General features: G+C 33.2%; 27 protein-coding genes. 6 read left to right on the top strand and 21 right to left on the bottom strand.

The genetic code is table 11. The features are described from left to right. Positions 1-50 precede the first annotated feature (50 nt). From H6622_00945 to H6622_00960, 4 genes are all read right to left on the bottom strand, one after another. On the bottom strand, positions 51-1,349 hold the full coding sequence (locus H6622_00945; protein ID MCB9060071.1) for a glycine--tRNA ligase: 1,299 nt from the start codon (positions 1,347-1,349) through the stop codon (positions 51-53). Positions 1,350-1,492: 143 nt separating this feature from the next. Then, positions 1,493-1,852: a hypothetical protein gene (locus tag H6622_00950; protein ID MCB9060072.1), complete on the bottom strand. Its 360-nt coding sequence runs from the start codon at positions 1,850-1,852 to the stop codon at positions 1,493-1,495. A 15-nt stretch (positions 1,853-1,867) separates the two neighbouring features. After that, complete coding sequence (locus tag H6622_00955; GenBank protein MCB9060073.1) at positions 1,868-3,037, bottom strand: hypothetical protein; 1,170 nt, start codon at positions 3,035-3,037, stop codon at positions 1,868-1,870. Positions 3,038-3,148: 111 nt separating this feature from the next. Further along, positions 3,149-4,858: an ABC transporter ATP-binding protein gene (locus tag H6622_00960; protein MCB9060074.1), complete on the bottom strand. Its 1,710-nt coding sequence runs from the start codon at positions 4,856-4,858 to the stop codon at positions 3,149-3,151. A gap of 38 nt (positions 4,859-4,896) precedes the next feature. Between H6622_00960 and H6622_00965 the strand changes: the two genes are divergently transcribed. Further along, the gene (locus H6622_00965) at positions 4,897-5,385 is read left to right on the top strand and encodes an HAD family hydrolase (protein ID MCB9060075.1); all 489 of its coding nucleotides are present in this window, start codon (positions 4,897-4,899) and stop codon (positions 5,383-5,385) included. Here the strand turns inward: H6622_00965 and H6622_00970 are convergent. The 5 genes from H6622_00970 to H6622_00990 form a co-directional block, all read right to left on the bottom strand. Beyond that, on the bottom strand, positions 5,382-5,564 hold the full coding sequence (locus tag H6622_00970) for a hypothetical protein (protein MCB9060076.1): 183 nt from the start codon (positions 5,562-5,564) through the stop codon (positions 5,382-5,384). The two genes, H6622_00965 and H6622_00970, sit on opposite strands and share 4 nt — an antisense overlap. Positions 5,565-5,573: 9 nt before the next feature. Then, positions 5,574-6,182 carry a hypothetical protein gene (locus H6622_00975; GenBank protein ID MCB9060077.1) on the bottom strand — a complete coding sequence of 203 codons (609 nt, stop codon included), beginning with the start codon at positions 6,180-6,182 and terminating at the stop codon, positions 5,574-5,576. A gap of 92 nt (positions 6,183-6,274) precedes the next feature. After that, positions 6,275-7,072 carry a recombination protein O N-terminal domain-containing protein gene (locus tag H6622_00980; GenBank protein MCB9060078.1) on the bottom strand — a complete coding sequence of 266 codons (798 nt, stop codon included), beginning with the start codon at positions 7,070-7,072 and terminating at the stop codon, positions 6,275-6,277. A 9-nt stretch (positions 7,073-7,081) separates the two neighbouring features. Then, complete coding sequence (locus H6622_00985; protein MCB9060079.1) at positions 7,082-8,065, bottom strand: DEAD/DEAH box helicase; 984 nt, start codon at positions 8,063-8,065, stop codon at positions 7,082-7,084. Positions 8,066-8,101: 36 nt separating this feature from the next. Beyond that, positions 8,102-9,145 carry a glycosyltransferase family 9 protein gene (locus tag H6622_00990; GenBank protein MCB9060080.1) on the bottom strand — a complete coding sequence of 348 codons (1,044 nt, stop codon included), beginning with the start codon at positions 9,143-9,145 and terminating at the stop codon, positions 8,102-8,104. 119 nt (positions 9,146-9,264) lie between these two features. Between H6622_00990 and H6622_00995 the strand changes: the two genes are divergently transcribed. Next, positions 9,265-9,522 (top strand): NifU family protein, encoded by a 258-nt coding sequence (locus H6622_00995; protein MCB9060081.1) that lies wholly within the window; start codon positions 9,265-9,267, stop codon positions 9,520-9,522. Here H6622_00995 and H6622_01000 read toward each other — a convergent pair. Together H6622_01000 and H6622_01005 are read right to left on the bottom strand one after the other, a co-directional pair. Then, on the bottom strand, positions 9,519-10,601 hold the full coding sequence (locus H6622_01000; GenBank protein ID MCB9060082.1) for a hypothetical protein: 1,083 nt from the start codon (positions 10,599-10,601) through the stop codon (positions 9,519-9,521). The genes H6622_00995 and H6622_01000 overlap by 4 nt on opposite strands. A 14-nt stretch (positions 10,602-10,615) precedes the next feature. Further along, complete coding sequence (locus H6622_01005; GenBank protein ID MCB9060083.1) at positions 10,616-11,293, bottom strand: DTW domain-containing protein; 678 nt, start codon at positions 11,291-11,293, stop codon at positions 10,616-10,618. A gap of 125 nt (positions 11,294-11,418) precedes the next feature. On the opposite strand from H6622_01005, the gene H6622_01010 reads away from it, so the two are divergent. Next, positions 11,419-12,171 (top strand): hypothetical protein, encoded by a 753-nt coding sequence (locus H6622_01010; protein ID MCB9060084.1) that lies wholly within the window; start codon positions 11,419-11,421, stop codon positions 12,169-12,171. Positions 12,172-12,182: 11 nt separating this feature from the next. Here the strand turns inward: H6622_01010 and H6622_01015 are convergent, their stop codons facing one another. Then, positions 12,183-12,965, bottom strand: a complete 783-nt coding sequence (locus tag H6622_01015) for a hypothetical protein (GenBank protein MCB9060085.1) — start codon at positions 12,963-12,965, stop codon at positions 12,183-12,185. Continuing rightward, positions 12,962-14,287 (bottom strand): UDP-glucose/GDP-mannose dehydrogenase family protein, encoded by a 1,326-nt coding sequence (locus H6622_01020; protein ID MCB9060086.1) that lies wholly within the window; start codon positions 14,285-14,287, stop codon positions 12,962-12,964. The genes H6622_01015 and H6622_01020 overlap by 4 nt, the downstream gene beginning before the upstream one ends. 57 nt (positions 14,288-14,344) lie before the next feature. Here H6622_01020 and H6622_01025 point away from each other — a divergent pair, with 57 nt between their 5' ends. After that, entirely contained in the window at positions 14,345-15,091 is a 747-nt protein-coding gene (locus tag H6622_01025) for a glycosyltransferase family 2 protein (protein MCB9060087.1), read from the top strand. Further along, complete coding sequence (locus H6622_01030) at positions 15,088-16,077, top strand: flippase-like domain-containing protein (protein MCB9060088.1); 990 nt, start codon at positions 15,088-15,090, stop codon at positions 16,075-16,077. Before H6622_01025 ends, H6622_01030 begins: the two co-directional genes overlap by 4 nt. Before the next feature lie 63 nt (positions 16,078-16,140). Here the strand turns inward: H6622_01030 and H6622_01035 are convergent, their stop codons facing one another. Then, on the bottom strand, positions 16,141-16,590 hold the full coding sequence (locus H6622_01035) for a hypothetical protein (GenBank protein ID MCB9060089.1): 450 nt from the start codon (positions 16,588-16,590) through the stop codon (positions 16,141-16,143). A gap of 347 nt (positions 16,591-16,937) precedes the next feature. On the opposite strand from H6622_01035, the gene H6622_01040 reads away from it, so the two are divergent. Beyond that, positions 16,938-17,318 (top strand): hypothetical protein, encoded by a 381-nt coding sequence (locus H6622_01040; GenBank protein ID MCB9060090.1) that lies wholly within the window; start codon positions 16,938-16,940, stop codon positions 17,316-17,318. A gap of 3 nt (positions 17,319-17,321) precedes the next feature. On the opposite strand, the gene H6622_01045 is transcribed toward H6622_01040, so the two are convergent. The 7 genes from H6622_01045 to H6622_01075 all read right to left on the bottom strand — a co-directional run bounded on the left by H6622_01045 (position 17,322) and on the right by H6622_01075 (position 26,242). Further along, the gene (locus H6622_01045) at positions 17,322-17,945 is read right to left on the bottom strand and encodes a hypothetical protein (GenBank protein ID MCB9060091.1); all 624 of its coding nucleotides are present in this window, start codon (positions 17,943-17,945) and stop codon (positions 17,322-17,324) included. A gap of 157 nt (positions 17,946-18,102) precedes the next feature. Further along, positions 18,103-19,902 carry an elongation factor 4 gene (gene lepA, locus H6622_01050; GenBank protein ID MCB9060092.1) on the bottom strand — a complete coding sequence of 600 codons (1,800 nt, stop codon included), beginning with the start codon at positions 19,900-19,902 and terminating at the stop codon, positions 18,103-18,105. 317 nt (positions 19,903-20,219) lie between these two features. Then, the gene (locus tag H6622_01055; GenBank protein ID MCB9060093.1) at positions 20,220-20,534 is read right to left on the bottom strand and encodes a hypothetical protein; all 315 of its coding nucleotides are present in this window, start codon (positions 20,532-20,534) and stop codon (positions 20,220-20,222) included. 215 nt (positions 20,535-20,749) lie between these two features. After that, positions 20,750-21,994 carry a hypothetical protein gene (locus H6622_01060; protein MCB9060094.1) on the bottom strand — a complete coding sequence of 415 codons (1,245 nt, stop codon included), beginning with the start codon at positions 21,992-21,994 and terminating at the stop codon, positions 20,750-20,752. A gap of 8 nt (positions 21,995-22,002) precedes the next feature. Beyond that, complete coding sequence (locus H6622_01065) at positions 22,003-22,698, bottom strand: TrkA family potassium uptake protein (GenBank protein MCB9060095.1); 696 nt, start codon at positions 22,696-22,698, stop codon at positions 22,003-22,005. Positions 22,699-22,768: 70 nt separating this feature from the next. Then, the gene (locus H6622_01070) at positions 22,769-24,490 is read right to left on the bottom strand and encodes a Trk family potassium uptake protein (GenBank protein MCB9060096.1); all 1,722 of its coding nucleotides are present in this window, start codon (positions 24,488-24,490) and stop codon (positions 22,769-22,771) included. 111 nt (positions 24,491-24,601) lie between these two features. Next, positions 24,602-26,242, bottom strand: a complete 1,641-nt coding sequence (locus tag H6622_01075; protein ID MCB9060097.1) for a hypothetical protein — start codon at positions 26,240-26,242, stop codon at positions 24,602-24,604. Positions 26,243-26,304: the final 62 nt, after the last annotated feature.

The following is a 26,304-nucleotide window of genomic DNA, read 5'->3' on the forward strand; positions in this document are numbered from 1 at the left end:
AAAAAGGCCCACATACGTGGGCCTTATATAGTAAACTATTTTGTCTATGATTAGTTTAATTTGCGATTCAAATAGTTGACAAGCTCTGAGATAGAAACCCTTTCTTGGGACATCGTATCCCTATCTCTTACTGTAACAGCATTATCTTCAAGCGTATCAAAATCAAAAGTTACGCAAAAAGGAGTTCCGATTTCATCTTGTCTTCTGTAACGCTTACCAATCGTACCCGCCAGGTCATATTCTGCCCTAAAATGCTTTTGAATGTCATTGAATAATTTCTTAGCTTCGGTATCAAGTTTTTTGACCAATGGAAGGATTGCCACTTTTATAGGGGCCAACGCTGGGTGAAATTTCATCACAACTCTTTCTTTTTCTTTATCACCTTCATTTTCAAGTCTGTATGCATCGCACATCAAAGCGAGAAGTGATCTATCACAACCTACAGAAGTTTCGATCACATAAGGTAAGTATTTTTCATTCGTTCCTTGATCTGTGTAGAGAAGATTTTTACCAGAGAATTCTTGATGTTGCTTCAAGTCAAAATCAGTTCGTGAATGAATTCCTTCCATCTCTCCCCAGCCATGAGGAAATTCATATTCGATATCGACAGCAGCATCAGCGTAGTGGGCCAACTCATCTGGCCCATGAGGGGCCCAACGTAATTTTTCTGCTCGCATTCCATTATTTAAATGCCATTGCCATCTAGTTTCTCTCCAAAGTTCCATTGATTCTTTTTGTGACCCTGGTTTTACAAAATATTGCATCTCCATTTGTTCAAATTCTCTTGTTCTAAAAATAAAATTACCTGGAGTAATTTCATTTCTGAAGGCCTTGCCGATTTGTGCAATACCAAAAGGAATTTTTTTTCTTGAAGTAGTTTGAACGTTGAGAAAATTTACAAAGATACCTTGAGCAGTTTCTGGCCTTAGGTACACCATTGAAGAGGTATCTTCTACAGGGCCCATTTGGGTTTTAAACATAAGATTGAAATCTTTTGGTTCAGTAAATTGATCTCTTGTTCCACAGACTGGACAAGCTTCATTTACGTTAATTTTATCTTCACGAAAACGAGACTTACAATTTTTGCAATCAACCATTGGATCATGAAATCCATCCACATGTCCTGAAGCTTTCCAAACAGTTGGATGCATAAAAATTGAAGCATCAACACCAACTACATCTTCACGAAACGTCATTGACTCCCACCATCTACGTTTTAAGTTATTTTTAAGCTCTACCCCTAAAGGCCCATAGTCCCAACAAGAAGCTAGCCCTCCGTAAATTTCAGAAGATTGAAAAATAAAACCCCGTCTTTTTGACAAGGCCACTAGGTCGTTCATTGATTTAATACTGGCTTCAGACACTGTATGCTCCGGTTTATTTTGCGACGTGTGACTTTATAAAATATTTTTAAAAGTGTCAGTAGTTTCTTGGACGAACAGTCTTTGAGAGATCATATAAAATAAATAGTATTTACCTTTACGGCCCAATTTTATTTTTGAACAGGACAAGAATAGGCAATACCTCGTATTTCACCTGAATCATTTTCTTCAACTTCAGATTCTGAGGAGATTTTATTAATATCTTTTGAAATGGTTGTCACATATTTCTTTTTCATTCCATCATTTGTAATAACAACTAGATTTGCTCCTATTTCATCAGCACTAATTCTAATCGTTTTACTTTTATAGTCATGGTTAAATCCATAACCATGAACTTCTCCAATTTCTGTACAATTCATTGGAGCATCTGATTTGTACAGAACTCGGATTTTTTTCTGGGCCGGAGTTAGTACTAATTCTGCACACGAAGTAATGAAAAAAACTATTAAAAAAGAAACAAATATTTTCATAAACTACCAAATCCTCTAAAAAGTAATCGCTCCGTTTAGGTAAAGAAACCATGTGTTTCGGTTAGATTTTTCTGTAGCTGTTAATTGTGATACTGCACCACTTTGGATATTTTTTTGACTTGTAGTTGTTCCAACATCTGGAAGTAAATTAAACCCAGAACCCAATGTGACTTTTGAATCCGTTGTAGTCAAAAAAGAAAACTCTAGCCCCATTTTTGTTTCGAAATAAGATTCTTGCGTTTCTCCATTTGTATATTGCATTGTAGTAGCACCTGAATTGAGATCATACGTCGTCGTTTGTTCTGGCACTCCTTTGAAATCCATGTACAATTTGGCAGCGACAGTAGGTGTGAAAAAGAACTGGCCACTAAAACCAAAAGCAATAGATAAGTATGATTCGATTTCTTTTTCTAAATCTTTTCTTTTTGTCAAATCTGAGCTTGTTGAATCTCCTTCGATTTCGGAAATTTTTGTCGTTGAATTAAAAATAGTATGAATATATGAACCGACTCTTAAATCTCCAAAATGTTTGTAAAGTTGTGCTCCAAAAACGAATTCGTGTGATCCACGAGAAGCATTTCCATCCGTACTATAAAATCGACTTAGGGCCTCGTATTGTACACCCCTCTGGGCATCTATGAGATTTGGGGAAAAAGATAAAAGTAGATCTAAATCAAATAAACCATGTGTGTTTCTCATGAGTCGATAAAGTACTTCTATTCCAAAATTCTCTAACCCCCAGTTGTTAATGCTTTCTCCGTTATAAATTTCATCATTAGTATTATTGACAGTACCTGAAGTTTTAACTGTCCCATCACTTTTTGTCGCAGATGAAATTTCTTTTTTATTCTTAAGCGAGAGATTCATGAAAATTGATGTCTTTAAAAATGGCATAGGAGAAAAACTAAACCTACCATCAATATTTAATTTTGGATTTTTGTATTCAGTTTTTGGATTTTCACTGTTTTGATTTTTGATTGTGTATTCTTGATTTAAATATTTGGTTTCTATTTCAAAATAGAGTCGATTCATTGGTACAAAATAATTTAAATCTAAAATATTTTGCTCCGCTTTTTTATTCTCACTAGTATCTTGCTTTGGATTACCTACTCTCAATTCTTTTTTGTTTTGTGCAAATAGTGAAATTGAAAATAAAAGAGTACTCAATACTAGAATTTTTTTCATTCAGAAGGCCTTGTTAAAAATATATATTTATATTTTGCTGGAGTTTTTTACTTTATTCAAATAAAAAGCAAAAAAGTCTTCAATGTTTTTTCTTTTAAGATAAAAAACATATCATTTGTCTAAGGTACTTAATTCATAAAGTTTAGAATATTCTTTTTTCTGAGCGATAAGATATTCGTGATTACCTTCTTCAACAAGTTCTCCATTTGAAAGAACGAGGATTTTATCAAAGTGTTGTATCGTGCTCAGTCTATGAGCAACTGCTATAACGGTTTTATGGCCAGCAATTTTTTCAAGTGCTTTTTGTACAAGCTTTTCTGATTCATTATCCAAGGCCGATGTCGCTTCATCAAATAAAAGTATATCCGTGTCTTGCAAAAATGCTCTGGCAATAGTGATTCTTTGAGATTGCCCACCAGATAATCTCATACCTCTATCTCCGACAATTGTTTCTTCTTTTTCAGGGAGCTCATTTACAAACTCAGTTGCATAGGCCATATCTAGCGCTCTTTTCAATTGGTCTTTTGAAATATCCATTCCCAAACGTAGATTATTTTCTATCGTATCGTGAAATAAAAAAATATCCTGACTGACAAGCCCAAAAAGATTTCTAAGTGATGATAGTTTGATATCTTTAATGTTCACCCCATCAATGAGAAGCTCTCCTTCTGTAATGGGATAAAGTCCAAGTAAAAGATTTATCAAAGTTGATTTTCCCGAACCAGAAAGACCAACTAATGCCACTTTTTCACCTTTTTTTATAGTCGCAGAAAAATTTTTAACAACGTTGTACTCTCCGTAAGAAAAACTCAGATTTTTAAATTCGATAGATTCACTAAATTGTCCAATTTCTTTTTGTCCATTATCAATTTCATCTTCAATCAAAAATAGTTCTCTCAATCTTTCACTGGCCGCACGGGCCTGATTGAGTTTTACATTGGCCTGAGAAAATTTTCGAATAGGGTCATTTATAAGGGCCAATCCTCCTAGAAAACTTACAAAGTCTCCAGTTGTCATCGCTCCCATTGTAACTCTAGTATGGGCCATATAAAGAACGATACAAACGCCAACCCCACTAATTACTTCGACTAATGGATGAGCTATTTCTTCTATTTTAGTTGTAAGCATTTGTGCGTTAAAAAACCTCAGTTCAGCATCCTTAAATCTACCTAAGATAAAATTTTGTAAATTGAAGGCCTTAAAAACTTTTTGACCATGAACACCTTCTCCCGTGAGGTGGGTAATGTTTGCAAGTTCATTTTGAACGTTTCTCTGATTATTTTTTACAATTTTGCCAGTTTTTTTGAAAGTTATTACAAATATCGGTGCCAAGAAAACAAGTACAAGAGTGAGCTGCCAATCTCGCATCAATAGGATAACAAAGAGAACAATTCCCGTAATTGGTTCTTTCACCATGTCGACCAGATTTCTAAAGCCTATGGCAAAGGTCATCGTATCATTGAGTACATTGGAGATAAGTTCTCCTTGTTTGCTTTTTGCATAATAGCTCATGGGGAGCTTCATTAATTTTCGGTAGATTCTTTGTCTTAGTTGACAGTGGGCCTCTGTACAAATATAGCGCACCCAGTAATAATGAAAGAATCTGGCCGGAAAATTGATGAGAACGACTCCTAAAAGTAAGAAAATGACCTTTAGCATTTCTTCTGATGTACCGGTTAGACCTTCATCGATAAAACGCTTTATAATTTCAACTTCGGCCCCTTTTACAGCTGCCAAGACGAAGGATAGTAAAATCGCTGAAAGTGCTTTCTTCCAATGAGGTGTAACATAAGGTAAAAGTTCTTTAAGTAGTTTGATCATTTTTTGACTATAACGTTTTTGGTGGAGGACGTAAATTTATGCGCAAGGCAATATTTTTAGATAGAGATGGTACAGTCATTGTGGATAAGCATTATCAATATTGCCCGAAAAGTATTGAGTATTTTAATGATACATTTAATTCACTTAAGGAGCTGCAAAAGAATGGATTTGATTTAGTCCTCATTACGAACCAATCTGGTATCGGAAGAGGCAAATTCACAGTTGATCAAATGCATGATTTACATAAACAAATGAATCAAGATCTAGAAAGTCATGGCCTGGATCCGTTTTTAGATATTTTTTATTGCCCACATGCCCCTGAGGAAAATTGTGAATGTCGTAAACCCGGCCCAGTCATGATTTTAAGAGCATGTGAAAAATGGAATATCGACCCAACACAATCATACATGATTGGCGATAAGGATATTGATGTTGAGGCCGGGACTAAAGCAGGGGTAAAGTCTTTTAAAGTAGATTATAAAAAAAAAGAGACTCTTTCAAATATACTTTCAAAAATAATTTGTTAGGTTGGAGAAGTTATTTTCTCAAAATATACCTGATATCCATCTTCTAGATCAAAGTCATCAGAGAATAGATTAAGAAGAGCTTGAGCTCCGTATTGTGCACCCTCGATGGTTTTTTCATCACTGGCCTCAACTAGTTCAATTTTTTGTCCATTTTCATCTTCTATAAACAGTTTATACATTTCAAACTCCTAAAATTTTTTTCTTCTTTGAAAGATTTTAACGCCAGAACTTTTACTTTTTGTTTTAAAAAAACTTCCTTTTTTTTGATTTTGTGTGGGAACTTCTTTCAAATTATTTACTGGAGTTGGAGAGTAAATTGGTGCAGCACTTTTTACTGAGATTTCATCACTTTTTTTGCTTAGCAATTTATCTGCAAGAACATTTCCGACTATACTTCCTGTGACAGCTCCGGCCGCTCCGGATATGAAGGGCCCCCAGCTTCCGACTTCTTTTGTTTCGTTTGTCTTAGAATCAAACTGTTTGACAGCAATTTTAAATTCTTCAGAGATAAACGCCTTATATTTCCCATCAGAATATTCTATATATGCTTTTTCTCTACTTTCTTCATTAATTCTAGCTAATTCAAGTTTTTGGATTTCGTGAGGTACTTTCAAACAAGAGGGAGCTCCAATCAAAATTGCTTCATAACTTTGTTTATCTTTCATGAGAGTTAAGTTTTGAATTGAATACTTGCCTTCTTTAAGTTCACATATTAATTCTTTCTCAATTTGAGTGTTCATCTGTTTTTGACAAGAAATAAGTCCTATGACAAGAGAATAAAGGATAAAAGGCTTCACAAAAACTCCTTATTTTCAAATAGTTACGCCGCATTTTCATCTTACTTACTTAGTGTTGTCAATTACAAAAATAGTAGTGAATACTCAAAAAATTAAAGCTGTATAAAGGATAATGTTTTCAAATCTTTTGAACTTAAATGTAGTTGATACAAGAAATAATCAAGTATGAGTTTTGAGCAATAGTCTCGAGTGATAGAAGTTTCTTTATATTTAGAATATTTTGTATGAAATATTTGGCCTAAAACAAGCCATGCAGACTTTCCATTTTGTATAGTATTTCTATCAATCTGATCAACCGATTCGCTCAGGGCAAAACCACCGTGTTCATTTAGCAAAACAACCTGATCGCTGGGAGTAAGATCATTGCCTGATAGGACACAGTTCATTCTCTCTGGAAAAACACCTTGCTCCATTAAGAGCTTTCCCAGGAAAAGATTAAAATGTTGATAGAAAGAAAACGTTTGAGATTTGATGGATTCTTCCAGATAAAAGATCGCATTGCTCAAGACTCGAAAAAGACCTACATCAGACTGATCAATATCATCATGGTTTTCAATGAGGTCATCTTTTTGTGCAATTTTACTAATAATTTCTATATAAAAACAAAGAAGGTTGAAACTTTGAAAACTATTTCTTAATTTTTCGTAATGCCATTTAAGTTTCCATTCTTTGACAGAATAAACGTCTGTTTTATTTTGTGAAATATTTAATGTTAAACTAATGAGATGCCCGATCTCTAGCATTGAACCTTTTTGTTTTTTTCCTCCACCTTGAGCTCCATAAAAATAAACTGAAATCGATTTTCCATTTCGAAGGAGAAGTCGAGCAAGTATATCCCTTTCTTTATGTGGAACTTTACTTAACACTATACCTTCAAGCTTTTGTTTCATGAATAGACCTCAATTTTTAAAGAAAATAAAACACAACAAAAAGTCAATCACAAGAAATTTTATCACATCTATCAATCTTGTTTTTACCATACTATAATTTTCAAAGGCATAGACATAAAGACCCAACCCATCTCTTCCACCCCTTGCAACCATTTGTAACCAAAAATCCTTGTTTTTAACGGGATAATCAAAATACACGCTTCTTATTTGAGGGAGATTGACACCATGGCCGATAGCAGTCGTTCCAATGATTAAACAAGGTGTACTCACTTTTTTTAACTCTTCACAGAACTGATCAACTCTTCCGCCAATACAATAGAGTACGGGAAATTTAATTTTTTTTTCGTAAAAACGTTTAAGTCTTAAAACATCAGATCTTTTTTTACAAAAAAGGAGTATGGATTCTTTTTTAGTATACATGTCCCATATTATCATTCTGTAATAACTATCACTTTTAATTAACTTTGAAGTGATAACTCTATTTGGATTATACTTTAATTTTTGATTTCCAAAATCAATGACATTAACCTGTTGAAATTGTTTTTGAAGTAAATCTCTCCATTCACTAAGCATTGCTGAATTAATAGTTGCTGTCATTGCAAAAACAGAAATTTTTTCACATGGCAACCCATAAATAAAATCAAGTAAATGAGGTCTAAAACTTTCACCCCAATAGAAAAAGAGATGTATTTCATCGAGTACAATAATTATATTTTTAAATAAAGGATCTTCAAAATTTAAAGAAAAACGCTCAACAGTTGAAATAATAATGAACTGTTTTTTTAATAATACGTCTCTCGAAATTTTTTCATCTAATTCACAATACACATTTTTTTCAGAATTCAATCTTTCATAGACTTCTTTGGCCAGTGCTCTAAGCGGAGAAATAAAAAGTATTTTTAATTTTTCACTTCTATACTTGTCTATAATATAGGTCGTTTTACCCCATGCAGGAGGAGCGAGTAAAAAGGTAAATGTGTTTTTTTCATACATCTGTACATATATGCAAAAAAATATTTATCGCATTTTCTAAATCGTTGAAATTTCAAAATTATTTTTGAAGTCATTTTCAATTTCTGAAAATACAAGTTCAGGACTAAATTGATTTAAGCAAATCATACTCTCACAATGACTTAGTCCACAAAAATGGGCCGTTCTCGTTCTACACTCTAAATCTTCTATAAAAAAATAGGGATGTTTTTGTCTATCATAAGGATGCCATTCCAATGGTTCTTCTGGCCCAAAAAAAGTGTAGCTTTTTATTCCTATGGCAGCAGCGATATGTTTAAGTCCCGTGTCGTTTCCAATATAAAGAATTGATTTTGCCAACTCGAAAGGCAATTCTGATAGAGGTCGTTCAACAAATTCAAGATTTTTAATATTTCCAAACTTAAGAAATTCTTTTTTCATTTCTTGATCTGTAAGTGATTTTGATAACGGTATCCTTATCGTAGTGTTTGGGAAATTATCTTCAATCAGTCTGGCCAGTTGAAAAAAATGTCCCAATGGCCACATCTTTGTTGATCGAGTTGCAACGATACCAAATAAAATAGAATTGTTTTTAAAAGGGTCTTCTCCCTTCAAATACATTCTGGGAGGATAGTTTAAATAATTTGGAATTTGAGTATCAACTTTTAATTTTTTTAGAACACTCCAACAAGCATCAAGATCTCTTTGGATATTAGCTTTGCGAATTCCTTGATCAATTATTATCGTTTTATCTTTTCGGTGGTGGTTATGAAAAAAATATTTTGTTTTAATAAACTTACAAATCATTTTTAACCAACGTCTTGAACTTGAAGACTGATTGAGTTCAATAATAAAATCGTATTTCTCAGAAAATATAACTTTAAAGAGTTGAAATATTCCAGAAATGCTTTTTGAATCAATTTGAATTATCTTATTAGCAGAAATGGAAGTTTTTAAAAACAGGCCTGCCAAGTTTTTTGGAACACCGTAGTGAATTTCTGCATCGGGCAATATTTCTCTAAGAAAACTTAGACTGGAAAGTGTGAGTATAGAATCACCAATCATACGGTTTTTAATAATAAGAACTTTTTTTATTGACTGCATACATTCAAAATAACATCCTATGACACATTCCACAACTTAAAGTTGTGTTTAAAAAGAAAGTCCTATCTTTACTGCGTCGAAGAATTGTTATATTTGATGATAAACAAAAGGTTTTTAAGATGCTTAGACAAATAGAAAAAGTTTTAGATGAACAGATTCGCCCCAGTTTGCAATCTCATGGTGGAAATGTTGAGCTTATAGATGTAGATAATGATAAAGTTTTTATCAAACTTATAGGCGGATGCCAGGGTTGTTCGAGCTCGAGTGCAACGTTAAAAAATGGAATTGAAGCACTTATTAAAAAGAAATTTCCTGACATTATTCAAGTCGTAGATTTAACAGATCATTCTGCTGGTGAGAACCCATATTATTCTTAATCCTCAATTTCTCTTTGGATATTTGATGGATTTCTGTATTCTAAACCCACAAAGGGGTTGTTCAGAATTGGATTAAACAGAGGTGCCAACATAATATGGTACCCTTTTCGTTTAATGTTCGAATTTGAATAATCACTCAAATACATTCCTGCAAATTCTATAACCTTTAATGGATTGAATTTTCTTAAATCTTCGTTGTATTTTCTTTTAAGTATACTTTTTTTGAACTCGTCCTTTTGTTTTTGACTAAAAAACTTCGTTCTATATTCTGCATCCTGAGTTGCTAAATCTATCGCGGCCTTAACTGCTGGAGATTTTGATGTATCTCCGAGTTTACTCTTTTCAATTCTTTCATCAAACTTTTTGTCAACATAATCACAAAGGTCTACCTTCTTATTTATTTTAAGTCTCCCCTTCTTGTCTCTGACAAGGTAGTTTTTTTGGCCAGAAAATAAATCGTAAAACAAATCGACCCCCTTCCTATTGGCCTCTATATCGGAGTATGAATAAACTCCAGTAAATTTGGTTCCATAACCTCCACTTTCCAGCGCATCTGAGTACTTTAAAACATCTTCTTTTGAAATATTAAAACGTTTATCTTTCGTAGCATTGTAAAAAGCAAATGCATCCATTAAAAGGTGTGAAATTTTATCAACTCCAAACCTTACTCCACACATATTTATGGTTGAAGCGACAAATGTCGTTGCAACTGGATTATATTTTGAAAATATACTTTCATTCGGTCGTATCAGAATTCTCTCTATTTTTACTCCTCTACAAACCCCATGATTTATACATTCTTCATAGGGATGAAAGAAGGGATCTTTGCCTAATTTTTCCAAATAAATACCCGACAATGAAAGTTCTATTTGAGTATCTGAAATTGAAGTGAAATCTTTAAATCGTCCACCAAGTTTAACATTTAAATCGAAAACGATATCATCTAAATCATCGTTAAAGATTGAGTTTATTTTTTCTTTCGAATCCTCTAAATCAATATCGCTATATGTGTAATTATCAGTTTCTGTCGCATAGAGATGTGAAATGAAGAGAACAATCCATATAATATAAATTTTCAAACTTTAGTTCCTTATTAATTTTTAAAAAAACTCTTTCTTGAATTGTAGAATCTATTATTGAATAAATCAAAGTTTTGACTTAAATCTTTAAAGACTCTTTCACTTTCACAAACTTTTAATGCATACATAATCGCTTCAAAGGTGCACAAGGCTCCTTCAAAAGGTGAAGTCCTTAAGAGATAATTTGATTTTTGAGAGTCTATTTTAACAGATGGTAAATTTAAACTTCCAAATAATCTCCTTTTGATTTTTCTGGCCTGTCTCCAAGATCCATCTGGAACGATTATATTTACGGGTTTTTCACAATTGGCGATAAATTCATCAAGTTTGATACTCTCTTCATCAGGAAAAAGGTATACATTCTCATAATTTTCAGAAATCAAATTTTTGACTTCAATTTGTTGATCTTCGTGTCCATGAATATGGACTTCGACATTGTCTAAAGATAGTTTTGCTAAATTTACAGTATTAGAAGTTAGAAATCTCTCCCTTCTGTGCATGATGACTGAAATTTTTGTGTTGATATGACATTTATTAATTTCATCACAAAAACAGTGCTCTTTAAAAATTTTACAATTTATACATCGGTCTCCCCGATTTCCTCTTCTACCTAACTTCATAAACCACCATTTTGAGAATAAATCATCTAGCGTCAAAAAAATAAAATGGCCATCGAGGAATAATAAACACATCGCATCTCAACGCAAAACATTTAAATCTTCACAATAATTTACATAACATATAGATTTTACATCTTTATGGATATTCAATAACAAATTTATTAAACTGAACTCTTTAATAAAAATGGAGCTTTTTAATGAAGGGTATTTTTTTTAGTTTTTTATTCATTTATTCAGCATATGCCTTCAGCGGTAGTAGAGATTTTTATGATGAAGATAATTTTGATCTAAAAAGGCTCGAATCTTTTGAAATTGAAGATGCCGATGATAGTGCTTTAAAAGATGAAATTAATGACTATATACTTAAAAAATTTGAGTATGAATATTCAATGGATGCCAGAAGAATAGCGATCCCCACAAAGTTGCCAAAACATGAACTAGATCTTTCTTTTTTTGATCGCCTCGATCAAGAAAACCCTGTCGAAAGTATTATAAGAAAAGTACTCTTTAGATTTTTTCCCCAACATCTACAGCAGGACTTCTTACCAAATAGTGCTCAAATTAAACGAGTTGAAATCATAAGTATTTTAAAAGGAAATGATCTTATTCCCTATTTAGGTTCGAGATCATTTTACGTTTACAATTATGGTTACAACCATGAAATAGAAACGATTACTTTTAAATTAAAAGTTTATAATTCTCATCGGAGATGGTTGATGGAAACAGATAGGATAGCGGGTAAGTATTTATCTCAAACCTTTCCAAATACTTTTGATGATGATGAACCCATTTATATTACAATTACCTATGCTCCCTACGCAGGTTATTTTGGTCCAAGTATTGTAAACGTTCACAGTGAATATATGTATTGGGAGAAAGATCTAGTAGGACATGAAATTAACTCTCGATCAGAGACAGTATTTAGATTAGAAGACATAGAATCTTTTTGAAAAGAAAAATTTTAGTCTAATACAATTTTAGATTTTATTTCTGAAATAAGAGATAAGTCGATATCAACATAACCAATTTTCTCACCTTCTTCTAGGTTTAGTAGTACTTCTCCCCATGGAGAAATCACTAAAGAATGGCCATATGTTGAAACTGAAGTATGATTTTGTCCCCACTGAGCACTTGCAACGATAAAAGATTGAGTCTCTATTGCTCTGGCCCTTAATAGTGTCTCCCAATGTGCTTTTCCCGTTGGAACAGTGAATGCAGAAGCAACAGTCATTAAATTGCAATTTTTTTTCCTATATGATTGAAAAAATTCAGGGTACCTTAGATCAAAACAAATATTTGCGCCAATTTTTAGCTCGTTGATTTCTACGACTGATTCAGAGTTTCCTTTTGAAAATATTCGCCCCTCATCTACAATTCTTTCTTTTAAATTACATTTAAAAAGCTTTCTTTTATCGTAATACCCAATGAGTTTTCCATTATCATCAATGAACAAGGCGCGGTTTTTGATTTTCTTATTTGAATCTTCAAAAACAACAGATCCACCAAGTAGGTAAACTTTATATTTTTTTGCAAGATTAACGATATTTTGCATGTGTTCATTATTTTCTGATACAACATCGTTCACTAAATCTCTACCATTAGAAAGAGCATAAAAACATTCTGGTAGAAAGATATATTTAGCTGGTTTTTCTTGAGTACAATTTTGTTCTAAAAATTTTTCAATTTTTTGAATGTTATTTTTTGAATTATCTGTTGATGTTAATTGTATTAATGCTAATTTCATTTTTTTATGAGTTTACCAATAGCATAGTAATCAAGTCCCTCTGCAAGAACCTTATCTGTTGGAAAAAGATTTCTTGCGTCGAATACAACTTTTTCTTTCAACAAATTTTTAATCATTTTAAAATCAGGATTTTTAAACTCTCTCCATTCTGTGATAGTAACTAGTCCATCAGTATCTCTAATACAATCATACATCTTAGAAAAGGATGTACAATTTCCTGAAAGTTGCTCACTTGATTCTACATAGGCCTCGAAATTTCTATCGGCCACTGGATCGTAAAAATTAACATGAGCACCCTCTGAAACTAATGCCCTGGCCATATCAATCGCAGCGGTTTCACGTATATCATCTGTATTTGCTTTGAATGCTACTCCCCAAAAAGCAAATGTTTTGCCTTTAAGATTTCCATTAAAATGCTTTTTCATTTTTTCAAACATATAAGTTTTTTGAACTTTGTTCACTTCTTCTGAGGCATTCACAACTTTCAAATCAAGATCACTTTCTTTTGCGGTTGCAACTAGGGCCTTTACATCTTTTGGAAAACAAGAACCTCCATAACCAGGCCCTGGATATAGAAAATGACCACCGATTCTTTTATCTGATGAGATCCCCTTTCTCACTTCTTCAATATCTGCTCCAACGAGATCACAAAGTTTTGCCATCTCATTAATAAATGAAATCTTCGTTGCAAGGTAGCAGTTCGCTGCATATTTGCTTACTTCGGCAGAGAGATTTGACATGTGAAATATTGGGTTACCTTGCATTACAAGTGGTGCATAAAGCTCATCCATTGCTTTTTCTGCAAATGGATCGTTACTCCCAATAATGACTCTGTCGGGTCTCATGAAATCATCAATTGCACTTCCCTCTTTCAAAAATTCAGGGTTATTCACAAGATGGTAGCGTACTGAAACCAATCCATCTAAAAATGTTTTTAGTTTTGTAGATGTATGTACAGGAACTGTAGATTTGATGACAACAACCGCATCTTCTTTAAGATGGGGAGCAATATTTTCTGTTGCTTCATATAAATATTTTAAATTCGCAGTTCCATCATTATTTGATGGTGTACCCACTGCCAGAAATATTACATCTGATTCATTTATTGAATCATTGCCTGCAGAAAAATCCAATCTTTCAGATTTTATATTTCTCTCAAGAAGATCATTCAGTCCAGGTTCATAAATTGGAGACTTTCCTGATCTAAGCTTTTCAATTTTAACTTGATCTATATCGATACAGGTAACACGATGTCCAATCTCAGCAAAACACGTGCCAGAGACGAGTCCAACATAACCAGTGCCAATCACAGAAACTCTCATAGATTCTCCTCATTTTTTCCTTTAAATGGGTGTTAAAGGTATGTAATATACATCCTGATGAAGATTACTGCCACCATTATCACTTTCAATGAAGAGAAAAACATTGAGCGTGCTATTCATTCTGTAAATTTCTGCGATGAAGTCGTTGTCATTGATAGTTATAGTTCAGATCGAACTGTAGATATTGCAAGAAAGCTTGGAGCAAAAGTTATCTTTCAGGCGTTTTTGGGATATGGACAACAAAAGAATTTTGCCGCAGAGCAATCATCAAATGATTGGATATTAAGTATAGATGCAGATGAAGAAATTAGTGACGAGTTGGCCCGCGAGATTAAAAAATTATCTTTAGACCCTTCAACTGTTTATCGTTTTCAAAGAAGAACACAATTTTGTGGAAAATGGATATATCACGGCGGCTGGTACCCTGATATTTTGTCAAGATTGTACCATAGGGAAAAAGCATCATGGAGTTCACCTCATGTGCATGAAGAATTGAGCGGTGAGTTTATAAGTAATTTTCATAGACTTGGTGGACATCTTAATCATTACTCATTTCCAAGTGTAGATTCACAAATTGAGACGAACTTAAAATATGCAAAACTAGGTGCCAAAAAATTAAAAGATCCATTCTTTGTCACAATGCTCATTCGCCCCTTCTGGAAATTTTTAGAATGTTTTCTTTTAAAAGGTGGGATACTGGATGGAAAAGAAGGTCTTGTTATCGCTATAAATGCTGCTCATTCTCAATTTATGAAATATTCTTTTGCTTATTATTCACAAAAAAATAAAGAGTTGGACCAATGATAAAAACTATCATTAAATTTCTGTTTGCTGCTGCGATTCTATATTGGTTATTTCAAAAAGGTGACCTTGATTTTTCACTCATCAAAAAATCCTGGGCCAGTCCAGAGAATTGGATTATGGGTTATGCTCTCATTCTTCTAGGTATCACCATGGGAATAATTCGTTGGCGCTCTCTCCTGCACACTGGAACTGATAAAAAATTCTCACTTTCGGATATTTCAAGACTCACTTGGATTGGACTTTTCTTTAGTGCTGTCTTACCAGGGGCCGTGACTGGAGATTTAATAAAACTACTGTACGCTAAAGATCTAGATAGAGGTTTTTCAAAAACATTTCTTTTAATGTCAGTCTTTATGGATCGAGTGATCGGACTCATGGGTTTACTTTTTATATTAGGTTTTTCTAGCCTTATTTTTTATAACGATATTGTAAATATTGACCCTAAGTTAAAAACGATCGTATACCTTAATCTTCTCATATTTGCGGGTATGGTTACTTTTGTTTGCTTATTATTTGTCCCGAAGAAAATTCAAACCATCATTTTAGAACTTGTAAAAAAAATTCCTATTATTGGAAATCGCGGTAGTTACACACTTACTCAAGTGTGGATATTTGGAAAATCAAAAAGGCTTGTCTTGCAAAATATTTTTATAAGTGCTGTCGCTCAGACTAGTAACATTATGGCGTTCTGGGTTCTGGCCTCCCCATTTTTTAACCAACCTCTTTCTTTGAAATATGCTTTTACCTTTGTCCCTCTAGGTCTTGTTGCCATTGCGATTCCCATTTCTCCGGCCGGAGTCGGTGTAGGGCACGCCATTTTTAATACTCTTTTTGGCCATTATGGAATTACAAATGGCGCTTCATTATTCAATCTTTTTTTCATTGGCTACTTCACAATCAACATTTTAGGAATCATCCCTTATCTTATGGCCGGAAAAAGACATACATTACATGAGGCAGATGAGCTTGAACATTCAGTTAGCTAGTATGAAAAAAGGGCCACTTAATATAAATGGCCCTTAAAAATCAGTTAAACTTGTAAATATAATTTAGATTTGAGTACGACACATTGAAACTGGAGTTTCATTAGACACAGTCAAGATAAAACAACTGTCGCCATTATATCCAGAAATCACACCAAAGTTTCCAACACTAGAACCATCTGATGTTTTTTGTCCCTCAATAAGGTCAACTTTTTCATTTGAAAACAAATATTTTCCTCTAATAAAGACAGGAGTTTCTCCATTTTCTGGTCTCACTTCCAAAGTTACAACATCAGAATTTTGACCTTCAAAATACAAAAAGATATCAATTCCAAATGAATCATGCCCTTTAAATACGGAATTATTTGTTTCGATAAATTCTTTAAATGATACTTCAGAAGCAAATTTTGTACTGGTTTCAGTTCCCTTAGATTTCGTTGATTTTTTAACACCACATGATGTTCCTAAAATTGCACTTAAAACAAAAAGACATGCTAATAATTTTTTCATTTTCATAATTACTCCCGGTTTGACCCTTTAGTTGAAAATTGTATGTAGGTTCTGGAGCAATATTTGTGCCAAAATGGTATTAAATATTCCCTACATATTTAAAGAGACTTAGCTCAAACTTCAAAATTAAAGTAAAGACAGCTGTCTATTTTTTTTTCACAAAAAAATCGGTATCAAATTTTTGGACGGCCTAAGTTTTTGAAATGTAAATACTTACTGAGCATTGAAGTGGTACCAATTTTGCAGAGATTATTATAAAGGATATGTAAGTAAAGACATCATTCTTCTTCTATTTATGTTTGTTGGCCCTCCCTACTCAAAGGAAGGGTCTTACTTTCAGCTTGGAGAAAAAAATGAAATACTTGATTTCATTATTAACTATTATTATTGCGACTTCTTGTGGTGAAATTATTTCAGAATCAAACTTTAAAACAATTGATTTCAAGACGTTTTTAAATCAAAACTTATCAGGAACGTATTACAAACTTGAATACACACTTATAATTAGATCAGATAAGTCCTATACCTTTACTCAAAAAGATCCAGAAAATTATAAAAATTCATTTACTCAAAAAGGTGGGGTCGTAGAAGTTGAGGGAAATCGCAAATTAATTAATGAAAGCGATGGTGTTTTTGGTGAAATCAAAATTTCATCAAAAGACGAAAACTGTATAAGACTTTCTTATGAATTAGAAGAGGATCAACGTGTTCATTCTGTCACGGTCTGCAAATAAATATTAAAAGACAAATATTTTATTCACATCAATATGTCCATATCGTAGCCACTTTGTTTTAAGTGATTCGATTTTGAACAAAAACTTTATCTCTTCATCTTTATTATTCATGTTGCGTACTTTTTTAGATTCCTTTTTAAGAGAAGGTTTGATCTCGCTAGGAACTAAACACATTCCGGGTAAAAGATAATTCTTATTATCAATTGATAAGATTCTTCCAGTAAATATATCACCCTTTACCAAAGTTGGTTTTGGATGTTCCTTATCTAAGGAAACCTTTTTGTCATGGAGAATATCCTTGAAAGAATATTGGCCTCTTATATTTTTGCCAGTGAATTCAAATATCGAGTAATTGACACTACGAAAACTCATTGCAAGATTTTCTTCAAGCCCTGAATCTTTGATATATTTTTCAATAACGACTTCCTCATCATTGCGAGAAGAAAACTGCAGAAGATACCAGTCATTAAAAAGATTCATTCGAGTTTCATAGTCTTCATCATCCTCATTCACTTTTCCTGTAAATGAAAAGTAATCATTCTTGGCCTCTAAAAGAAGATTGTAGAATTCATCTGTTGAAAACTTATGAAGTGCAGTTTCTAAATGTTTTTGTATTTCATCGTACATAGGTTTATAAATTCTCTTCCGAATCTTCAAAATTGTCCAGCCAAGAAAATTTTAATCTGTGTGTAATTCATATTTAAATTTTTTTGACTATTCAAAATAAAAAATGATTTGACATGTATTTGTCCGACCATTTTAGAACATTTTTCAAAGTATGATCTTAATCATCAACCTTAAGAACAGCTAAAAATGCTTCCTGTGGTATTTCTACATTTCCAACCATTTTCATTCTTTTCTTTCCGGCCTTTTGTTTTTCAAGAAGTTTTCTCTTTCTTGAAATATCTCCCCCATAACATTTAGCAAGAACATTCTTCCTTAGGGCCTTCACCGTCTCTCTGGCCAAAACCTTTGAACCAATTGCGGCCTGTATTGCAATGTCAAACTGTTGCCTATCGATAATTTTTTGTAGTTTTTGAGTCAGATCTCGTCCTTTAAACTGAGCTGTTGTTCTATGGGTGATAATAGAAAGAGCATCGACTGGGTCTCCATTCAGTAAGATATCAAGCTTTACCAAATCACTTTCTTGATACCCATTAAACTCATAGTCCATTGAAGCATAACCTTTAGTCATACCTTTTAATTTGTCATAAAAATCGAAAACCATCTCACTTAAGGGAAGGTTATAGATCACTTGTACCCTATCTGTTGTAATATATTTAATTTCAATTTGTATTCCTCTACGTTCCGTACAAAGAGTAATAATTTTCCCAACATATTCATTTGGAACATGTATGGAGAGAACTACGTAGGGTTCCATAATTTTTTCGACTAAGGCCATATCTGGAAGTTCAGAGGGATTATCAACTTCTATTTCTTCACCCTTTACAGTTTTCACCTTATAACCAACTGACGGTGCAGTAGAGATAAGATTCATATCGAATTCTCGCTCAAGTCTTTCTTGAATGATATTCATGTGCAAAAGACCTAAAAATCCACATCTAAAACCGAATCCAAGAGCAGTAGAAGTTTCTGGTTCATAAGTAAAAGATGAATCGTTTAAAGCAAGTTTTTCCAATGATTCTTTTAATGCTTCATACTCAGTACTATCAACGGGAAATATCCCACAAAAAACCATGGGTTTAATTTCTTGGTAACCGGCCAGTTTCGGAGTATCCTTCTTACTTGCATGAACAATTGTATCTCCAATTGATACATCTCTTATGTTTTTTATTCCACAAATAACCATACCAACTTCACCTGCAGTGAACTCATTTACTTCTGTAAAAAAAGGATTATTTACTGCCAGTTTTAAAACTTCATATTGTTGTTCAGAGTGTTTAAGATATATTTTTTCTCTTTTCTTTAGCGTTCCTTCTACGACTCTAATTAAAATAACGACACCTTGGTAAGTATCAAACCAAGAGTCAAAGATGAGAGCTTGTAAATTGTTATCTGGTTTACCTTTTGGACAGGGAATTCTTTGAACAATTGTTTCAAGTAAATCTTTTATGCCAATTCCACTTTTGGCAGAAACTTCATTGGCCTCTTGAGCTTCAATACCAATGATTTCTTCAATTTCATCTTTGACTTTTTTGGCATCGGCATGTGGAAGATCAATTTTGTTTATTACAGGAACAATTTCAAGATCATTTTCGATGGCCATGTAAACGTTTGCCAGAGTTTGAGCTTCAACTCCCTGCGAAGCATCCACAACCAGTAAAGCTCCATCACAAGATGCTAAAGAACGACTGACTTCATAAGTAAAATCGACGTGTCCAGGGGTATCAATAAGATTTAATTGATAGGTATTTCCATCATTGGCCTTATATTCGATACGAACAGTTTGGGCCTTAATAGTGATCCCTCTCTCTTTTTCTAAATCCATATTGTCTAGAAGGCGATCTTTTTTTTCTCTATCTGTGACAGCATTACATTCCTCTATAAGCCTGTCAGCAAGGGTAGATTTACCGTGGTCAATATGAGCAATGATTGAAAAGTTTCTTATAAATTTTTGATCCATTCCCCGTATATACACTAGGTAGAATATGTAGTCGAATGATAAAAAAGAGTCTAAACAAAGCGCATAACTCATCGCATCACCCATATAATTCATAATCTTTAGCAAGGATGTAGATCTATATATCCTTAAAACAGGTCCTCAACCCTAACTTGAGATCTGTCCAGAACAGCAGATTTTACTTTATAATGTTCAGACATATAAGAGCGCAGGAGAGATTTATACTTCCTTTTTAATTTATCAAACCTGGTTGAAAATGATCGTGAATTACGAGCAGTTAAATCTTTAATAATCTATTTCTTGATTAAGGCCATGATCTTTTAAGTGAATTCTTTTAGAGTTTCTAACTGAAAATCTTCAAACGTTTGCTCATTATTTATTGCTTGTGCAAGTCTTGGAAATATGACAGTGAGAAGTAAATCAATTGTTTCATAATCAGTTACAATTTCATTATTAAATTTGAGAATTTGTTCCAAATATTCTTGAGCTTGAGATAGGTTTAGAGACTCACCGTCTTTCTCTAATTCAGCTATCTTTTTACTCATTTTATTTATAGAGTTTAGGTATTCTTTTTCTGCTGAATGACCTGTAGTAAGTATTATTCCCAAAAAACTTAACATAAATAATATTTTCAAAATATATCTCCCAAAATGATTTTGTAAATCCTATGAAAATGTGATTAGAGTTTTGCTGTAACATGCATAATGAACTATTGCATTAACTTTATCATTTTTGGAAAATGCTCACTTCAGATGATTGAACTTTAAATTACCGAAAATAAACAATGAACTAGAAACACTGACTTTATTTATGTAAAAATTTTATAACATGATAGCAGCTAAATATAAACTTAAGCAAAAACTTCTCTAGAAAGAACCATGAGATAATAATCTAAAGAACTTTCTTTTCCTCTAATTGGAATGACGTTGGCAAATCCTTTAAAAATAGGTTCGACCTCTTGGACAACAGAACTTTCTTGATCTTCACCATCTATTTTATCATCATTTTCAACCTCATTAGGTAAGGTCGAATTATCCTCAAACTGATTTTTAGATTCCCCCTCAGAATCTTCCATATCCAATCTAGGAATGATCACTTCTGCATTTTCAATTTTTGATCGTCGTTTAACCGCCAATTCAAAACTATGAATGATTGATTCAGGCATGAATTTATCTGTAAGAGGTTTACCCATTACATCTTCTGTGGAAACCTGTAATAAATCATAAAGAATATTATTCATATAAACGAGATTCCCATCTGCATTAGCAACCAGAACAGGTCTTTTAGTAAGGTTTGCTAAGGCATCAAATTTTCTACGTTCGATATTAATTCTATCAGTTCTAAGTTCATCAAAAACTTTGAAATTATGAATCATTTTGTTCATCTCTTCTGCGATTTCACCTATTTCATCATCCTGATTGTAAAAAATTGAAACGTCAAAATTACAATCTTGAAGCTCTCGAATTGCATCTTTGATCTTTTTAAAAGGTAGAGCAATAGATCCAGGGATTATCAAAGTAAAAAGTATGGTTGCTAAAAAAACGATAATGAGTGTAATCATCATATTTTTTTTGATCTCGGCAATAACATCTTTTATTTGGCCATCTCTTTCTGATGCTTGAGCGTATTGAATTTGTTGAAAATCCGAGAAGGCCTCAAGTATTTTATCCGCAAACTCTGATATTGAAGCTAGGCCGGCCCTGTCTCGGTTGTAATCGAGGGCCTTGGTAATAACTAACCTCAATGAATCCACATAGGAGAGCATTTGTCCCACAGTTTTTTTAGATTCTGGATCAACATAAAGAGAATCAACTGTTTGTAATTGCTTTGTAAAATCCTCACATAAATCGATAAGCTTTTTCTTAGTTGCTTCATCATTTTTAACCAAAAACTTCCTTGAGTTCTTAAGAATTGAAATTGCTGAAATTCTTATTTCGGTTGTCAAAGTTGAAACTCTATTAGACTTCATTGCAATAGACTCTATATCCCTATTTAAAGAGCCTAGAAAATTGTAGACAATAAATCCTACGATAAAAACAATAACGTTAGTTGTAACAAAACTGAATGTAACTCTATTTTTGAGCGATAAATTCAAAATTCACCTCAATTTTCTGCTAAATCAGAAAAAAGTCTATTAAAGTTTTTTTCTGATCCAACTAATACGACAATATCATCAGCATCTATTATGTCCATTGGCATAGGACAATCATTTATTTTTACTCTCCACGCCGCTTTTCCATCCTCGGTGATATAAGGAACGCGTTTTTGAAGAGCTACTATGTTGAGAGAATAATTCTGTCGAATTTTACTTTCAACTAAAGTTTTCCCTTCAAAATTTTTTCCTAACTTTAGCTCCACAATGGAATATCCTGCTGCAAAATTATATCTTTGTAAAACGTGAGGAGCTACAATTTTGGAAGCAATGATTTCTCCCATTTCTTCTTCAACTTTGATAATTTCAGATGCTCCAATTTCTTCGAGCACATGCTGGTGCATGATAGAGGTGGCACGTGCAATAACTCTACCAACTCCTAATTTTCTTAACATCGCAACGGCCATAATAGATATTTCAATATTATCACCTATGGCAACAACTGCAGTATCAACATCTGAAATATTTACTGAACGAAGTGAACGCTCTTCAGTTACATCTAGCTGGACAGCATGAGTTACTCGATCTTTAATACGCTCAACGAGGGCCATATCTTTATCTATGGCCACAACTTCAGCACCTTTATCAAAAAGAGTCATCGCTGTTTTTGCCCCAAATGTTCCAAGACCTATTACTGCTACAATCATATTTTAATACCTTAACATTATTATCTTATTCTCTAGATTATGAATCAATGCGACATTTTTTCCGCAGGTATTAACCAATCATAATCCTTCCCTCAGGATAACTATACATTCCAATCATTTTTTTCTCTTCGCCCAATGCCAGAACTAGTGTAAGTGGACCTATCCTACCTATAAACATAAGAATGGCAATGCCCAATTTTCCTGCAACCGTTAGATAAGGTGTAATACCCAAGCTTAATCCAACTGTACCAGAAGCACTTAGAACCTCAAAAAAAATGGTCAAAAAAGGTTGGTCTTTTTCAAACTTCATAAGAAGTAAAATGAAAAAACTAGTTATTAAAATGGATATAAACGTCAAGGCCGTTGCCCTTACGACAATCGGTGGAGGAATGACACGGTCAAAGAGATTAACTGATTTTCTCCCCTTTAGGGTTGAAATTATTGATTGTGTCAAAATCGCTAACGAAGTCGTCTTAACCCCGCCACCAGTTGAACCAGGACTCGCCCCTATAAACATAAAAAGGGTCATTCCGTAAAGTGTATAAGTGTTCAGATTGGTAAGAGGAACTGTGTTAAATCCTGCAGTTCTTAAAGTTACTGATTGAAAAACAGAGACCTGAATTTTTTCCCAGAGTGAGTACGAATCAAATGCGTTTAGAAACTCACCAAAAAATATCATAATTGTTCCACCTGCGGTGAGAGCAAAGCTAGTGATAAGAACAATTCTGGAGTGAAGTGAAAGTCTAACAAAACTTTTTCTGTGTTGAAAAACTTCCTTAAGTTCCTTTAAAACGATAAAACCAAGTCCTCCAAGAGTGATCAGAGCACCTACTGTTCCATGAATCAGGGGTCTAGTGGCATAGTTTTCAAGAGATGTATTAAAAAGAGAAAGACCCGCATTACAAAAGGCCGAAACCGAATGAAAAAAACCATAATAAAAGGCATTGCCGAAGTCATATCCTTCAAAAGTGAAGGCTATCGTTAAAACAATGCCACCCCAAAGTTCAATAAAAAAAGTATATTTAATAATATCTACGATCATGGCAATCAGTTCTTCAAGACTTGAGACATCAAGAAGATCTTGCATGATAACTCTGTTTTTCATATCCATACTTCGACCGAGTAGGATGGTCATTGAGGCATAGAGAGTCATAATAGACAGCCCACCAATTTGGATAAGGATAAGGATAATAATTTGACCGAACAAACTAAAATGATCGGCCAAGGACAAAGTAGCAAGCCCTGTTACACATGTTGCCGAGGTTGACATAAAAAGAGCATCTATAAAAGGGGTCGTTACACCTTTGGATGAAGACACTGGTAACATAAGTAAGAAAGTGCCTAAGAGAATGACTCCACTAAAGGAAAGAAAAACAAGTTGCGCGGGTCTTAAGCTAATTTCTGAAAAGAGTGTCGTTCTATATTTTTTTACTTTCTTAGTCCCACCTGAATCGTAAAGAGTTAGTATAGATGAAAGTAAATGGGCCGAAGAGAGCCAAAAGGTAAATTGAATATCTCCAAATGAAATGACCATTGGTATGAAGACAACAAAAGAGAAGACATGTTTGCGTAGGTATTCTTCAAAACTGGAAGTTTGAAGATAGTTTATAAGAACGACAAAGAATAATACAATTGGAACGAGATTGGTACCAACTTGCAAGGCCCTACCAATGAGTTCTTGGGACCAACTATTGGGCAACTTGTCATTTTGGTTAAGAGAGTACAGCAAAATAAAACTACCATTAACGAATAGTTCTAAGAGAAAAGGTAATTTCTGAATAAGACCAAACATAATAGTATTTTAATCTGTAAATGCTATGGATAATACATGGTGCATATTGCCCAAATAATACTGTTATGGCCATTGCTAAATCTATTTAAAATAAATTTTTGAATTTTAAAATCAAGAAGCTTTCAAATGGTGCTTGCTTTGGTTATCTCTCATAGAAACAATTTTCTGAGTGCTAGAGTCAATTTTTGAGTCTTCTACACCTTTTAAAAGGAATTGTAATGATTCTACGACAGTGTTTAGCGCAAGGGTTCTTTGTTTTAATTCGATAGAAGATTGTTGTGATTTTTGTGAGAGACTTGTTATCTGCACAGAACTTCCATTGAGCTGTAAAATTGCACTAGAAATTTCTTCTGTTCCACTTGCTTGTTCATTTGATGCAATTGAAATTTCAGAGACTCTATCATTTACATTTCCAACATTTTTTAAAATATCTTCAAATACAGTTTTGCAGTCATTAGCTATTTTGACGCTTAAATTAACTTTTTCTTTTCCACTATCAGTATATTTTGTGATTCGAGAAGCTGAAGTATTTACTATAGTATTAACTTTATTAATACTGTTTCCAAGCAGTGAAGATATTTCAGTTGCTGCCTCTCCACTCATTTGAGCAAGATTACCAACTTCTTCGGCCACAACAGCAAATCCTTTTCCGTTTTCCCCGGCTCTTGCGGCCTCTACTGAAGCATTAAATGACAAGAGTTTTGTTTGAAATACAATATCATTTATAATTTGTGTTTTTTGTTCAATTTCTTTAATTAACTCTACAATTCCTTGAATTTCAGTATTATTTTTTTTCACCTCAGAGATAACATTATCACTGCTTTCAGCAACTTCATTGATTGCAACCATCATTTCTTCTATAGTTTTTTGACCTTCCATCACTTTGTTTTTGCTTACTTTGGATTGATCAAGGGAATAGCGAGTTGCTTCAGAATTTTTTTGAACCATAGTCGTTATTTCATCGATCGAAACAGAAGTCTCTTGAAGGGCCGCGGCCTGTTCTGATGACAGATCTGTTAAGCTATTACTTATTTCTTCTAGTGAATCTGATACCAAATCAACACTATCGACTTCTTTTGTAATGAGATTTACGATATTTGAAAGCTGTATTGTTAAATAATTTGAAAACCAAATTGATCCAGTAAGTGTTAGTAGGGATATTATTAACGTAATTACGTATTGTATCACTGTAGTACTTTGATTTTTGGCCTCTAACTCTTTTGCTGATTCTTCATATTCCTTTCTGATACTTTTAACATTTGCTTCAATTAACTCTGTTGTTTTATCGGCCATTTGATCAATTACATCATCATACTTACCCATTTCTTTTTCGCCCATACGTTTTTCAATTGCTTCTAGAAGGCCAGTACCTGCATCATGAAGTATTTTAAGATTAGTGAGAACTTGATTTAGATTTTTTTCCTCAAATTCTGTGTCAACTGAATCAATTAGAATTTGTCTGTTACTCTCTATATAGATAGAAAAATTTTTATGAGCATTTTTTATATCTTCATCAACTTTTCCAGATTCTGCATCTATAATAGCATCCATATATTGAAGAGTTAGATGTGTTACCTTCTGCTTTAATTCTAAAGAAGTAGACAATTGCTTAAACCTAATTGAACTAAGTTCTATTCCTGTTCTTATTGTAAAATTATTTAGTATTGAGAGTAAACTTCCAATCAGAACTAAGATCAATACCGAAAAAAAACCTGCAAAAATTTTCTTTTTTAATGAAATGTTCGTATTCATAACCCAACTTTGAAAATGTTTTAACATTTCAATTTTCGGATTATTTTCAAAATAGCTTAATT

It is taken from the genome of Halobacteriovoraceae bacterium (assembly GCA_020635115.1).
In the GTDB taxonomy this organism is placed as follows: Bacteria; Bdellovibrionota; Bacteriovoracia; order Bacteriovoracales; family Bacteriovoracaceae; genus JACKAK01.

Coding starts and splice junctions, on each gene's coding strand:
- H6622_00950 (MCB9060072.1), bottom strand. CDS start 1,852: ATGAAAATATTTGTTTCTTTTTTAATAGTTTTTTTCATTACTTCGTGT.
- H6622_00955 (MCB9060073.1), bottom strand. CDS start 3,037: ATGAAAAAAATTCTAGTATTGAGTACTCTTTTATTTTCAATTTCACTA.
- H6622_00960 (MCB9060074.1), bottom strand. CDS start 4,858: ATGATCAAACTACTTAAAGAACTTTTACCTTATGTTACACCTCATTGG.
- H6622_00965 (MCB9060075.1), top strand. CDS start 4,897: ATGCGCAAGGCAATATTTTTAGATAGAGATGGTACAGTCATTGTGGAT.
- H6622_00970 (MCB9060076.1), bottom strand. CDS start 5,564: ATGTATAAACTGTTTATAGAAGATGAAAATGGACAAAAAATTGAACTA.
- H6622_00980 (MCB9060078.1), bottom strand. CDS start 7,072: ATGAAACAAAAGCTTGAAGGTATAGTGTTAAGTAAAGTTCCACATAAA.
- H6622_00985 (MCB9060079.1), bottom strand. CDS start 8,065: ATGTATGAAAAAAACACATTTACCTTTTTACTCGCTCCTCCTGCATGG.
- H6622_00990 (MCB9060080.1), bottom strand. CDS start 9,145: ATGCAGTCAATAAAAAAAGTTCTTATTATTAAAAACCGTATGATTGGT.
- H6622_00995 (MCB9060081.1), top strand. CDS start 9,265: ATGCTTAGACAAATAGAAAAAGTTTTAGATGAACAGATTCGCCCCAGT.
- H6622_01005 (MCB9060083.1), bottom strand. CDS start 11,293: ATGTGTTTATTATTCCTCGATGGCCATTTTATTTTTTTGACGCTAGAT.
- H6622_01010 (MCB9060084.1), top strand. CDS start 11,419: ATGAAGGGTATTTTTTTTAGTTTTTTATTCATTTATTCAGCATATGCC.
- H6622_01015 (MCB9060085.1), bottom strand. CDS start 12,965: ATGAAATTAGCATTAATACAATTAACATCAACAGATAATTCAAAAAAT.
- H6622_01020 (MCB9060086.1), bottom strand. CDS start 14,287: ATGAGAGTTTCTGTGATTGGCACTGGTTATGTTGGACTCGTCTCTGGC.
- H6622_01025 (MCB9060087.1), top strand. CDS start 14,345: ATGAAGATTACTGCCACCATTATCACTTTCAATGAAGAGAAAAACATT.
- H6622_01030 (MCB9060088.1), top strand. CDS start 15,088: ATGATAAAAACTATCATTAAATTTCTGTTTGCTGCTGCGATTCTATAT.
- H6622_01035 (MCB9060089.1), bottom strand. CDS start 16,590: ATGAAAATGAAAAAATTATTAGCATGTCTTTTTGTTTTAAGTGCAATT.
- H6622_01040 (MCB9060090.1), top strand. CDS start 16,938: ATGAAATACTTGATTTCATTATTAACTATTATTATTGCGACTTCTTGT.
- H6622_01045 (MCB9060091.1), bottom strand. CDS start 17,945: ATGTACGATGAAATACAAAAACATTTAGAAACTGCACTTCATAAGTTT.
- lepA (MCB9060092.1), bottom strand. CDS start 19,902: ATGGATCAAAAATTTATAAGAAACTTTTCAATCATTGCTCATATTGAC.
- H6622_01065 (MCB9060095.1), bottom strand. CDS start 22,698: ATGATTGTAGCAGTAATAGGTCTTGGAACATTTGGGGCAAAAACAGCG.
- H6622_01070 (MCB9060096.1), bottom strand. CDS start 24,490: ATGTTTGGTCTTATTCAGAAATTACCTTTTCTCTTAGAACTATTCGTT.
- H6622_01075 (MCB9060097.1), bottom strand. CDS start 26,242: ATGAATACGAACATTTCATTAAAAAAGAAAATTTTTGCAGGTTTTTTT.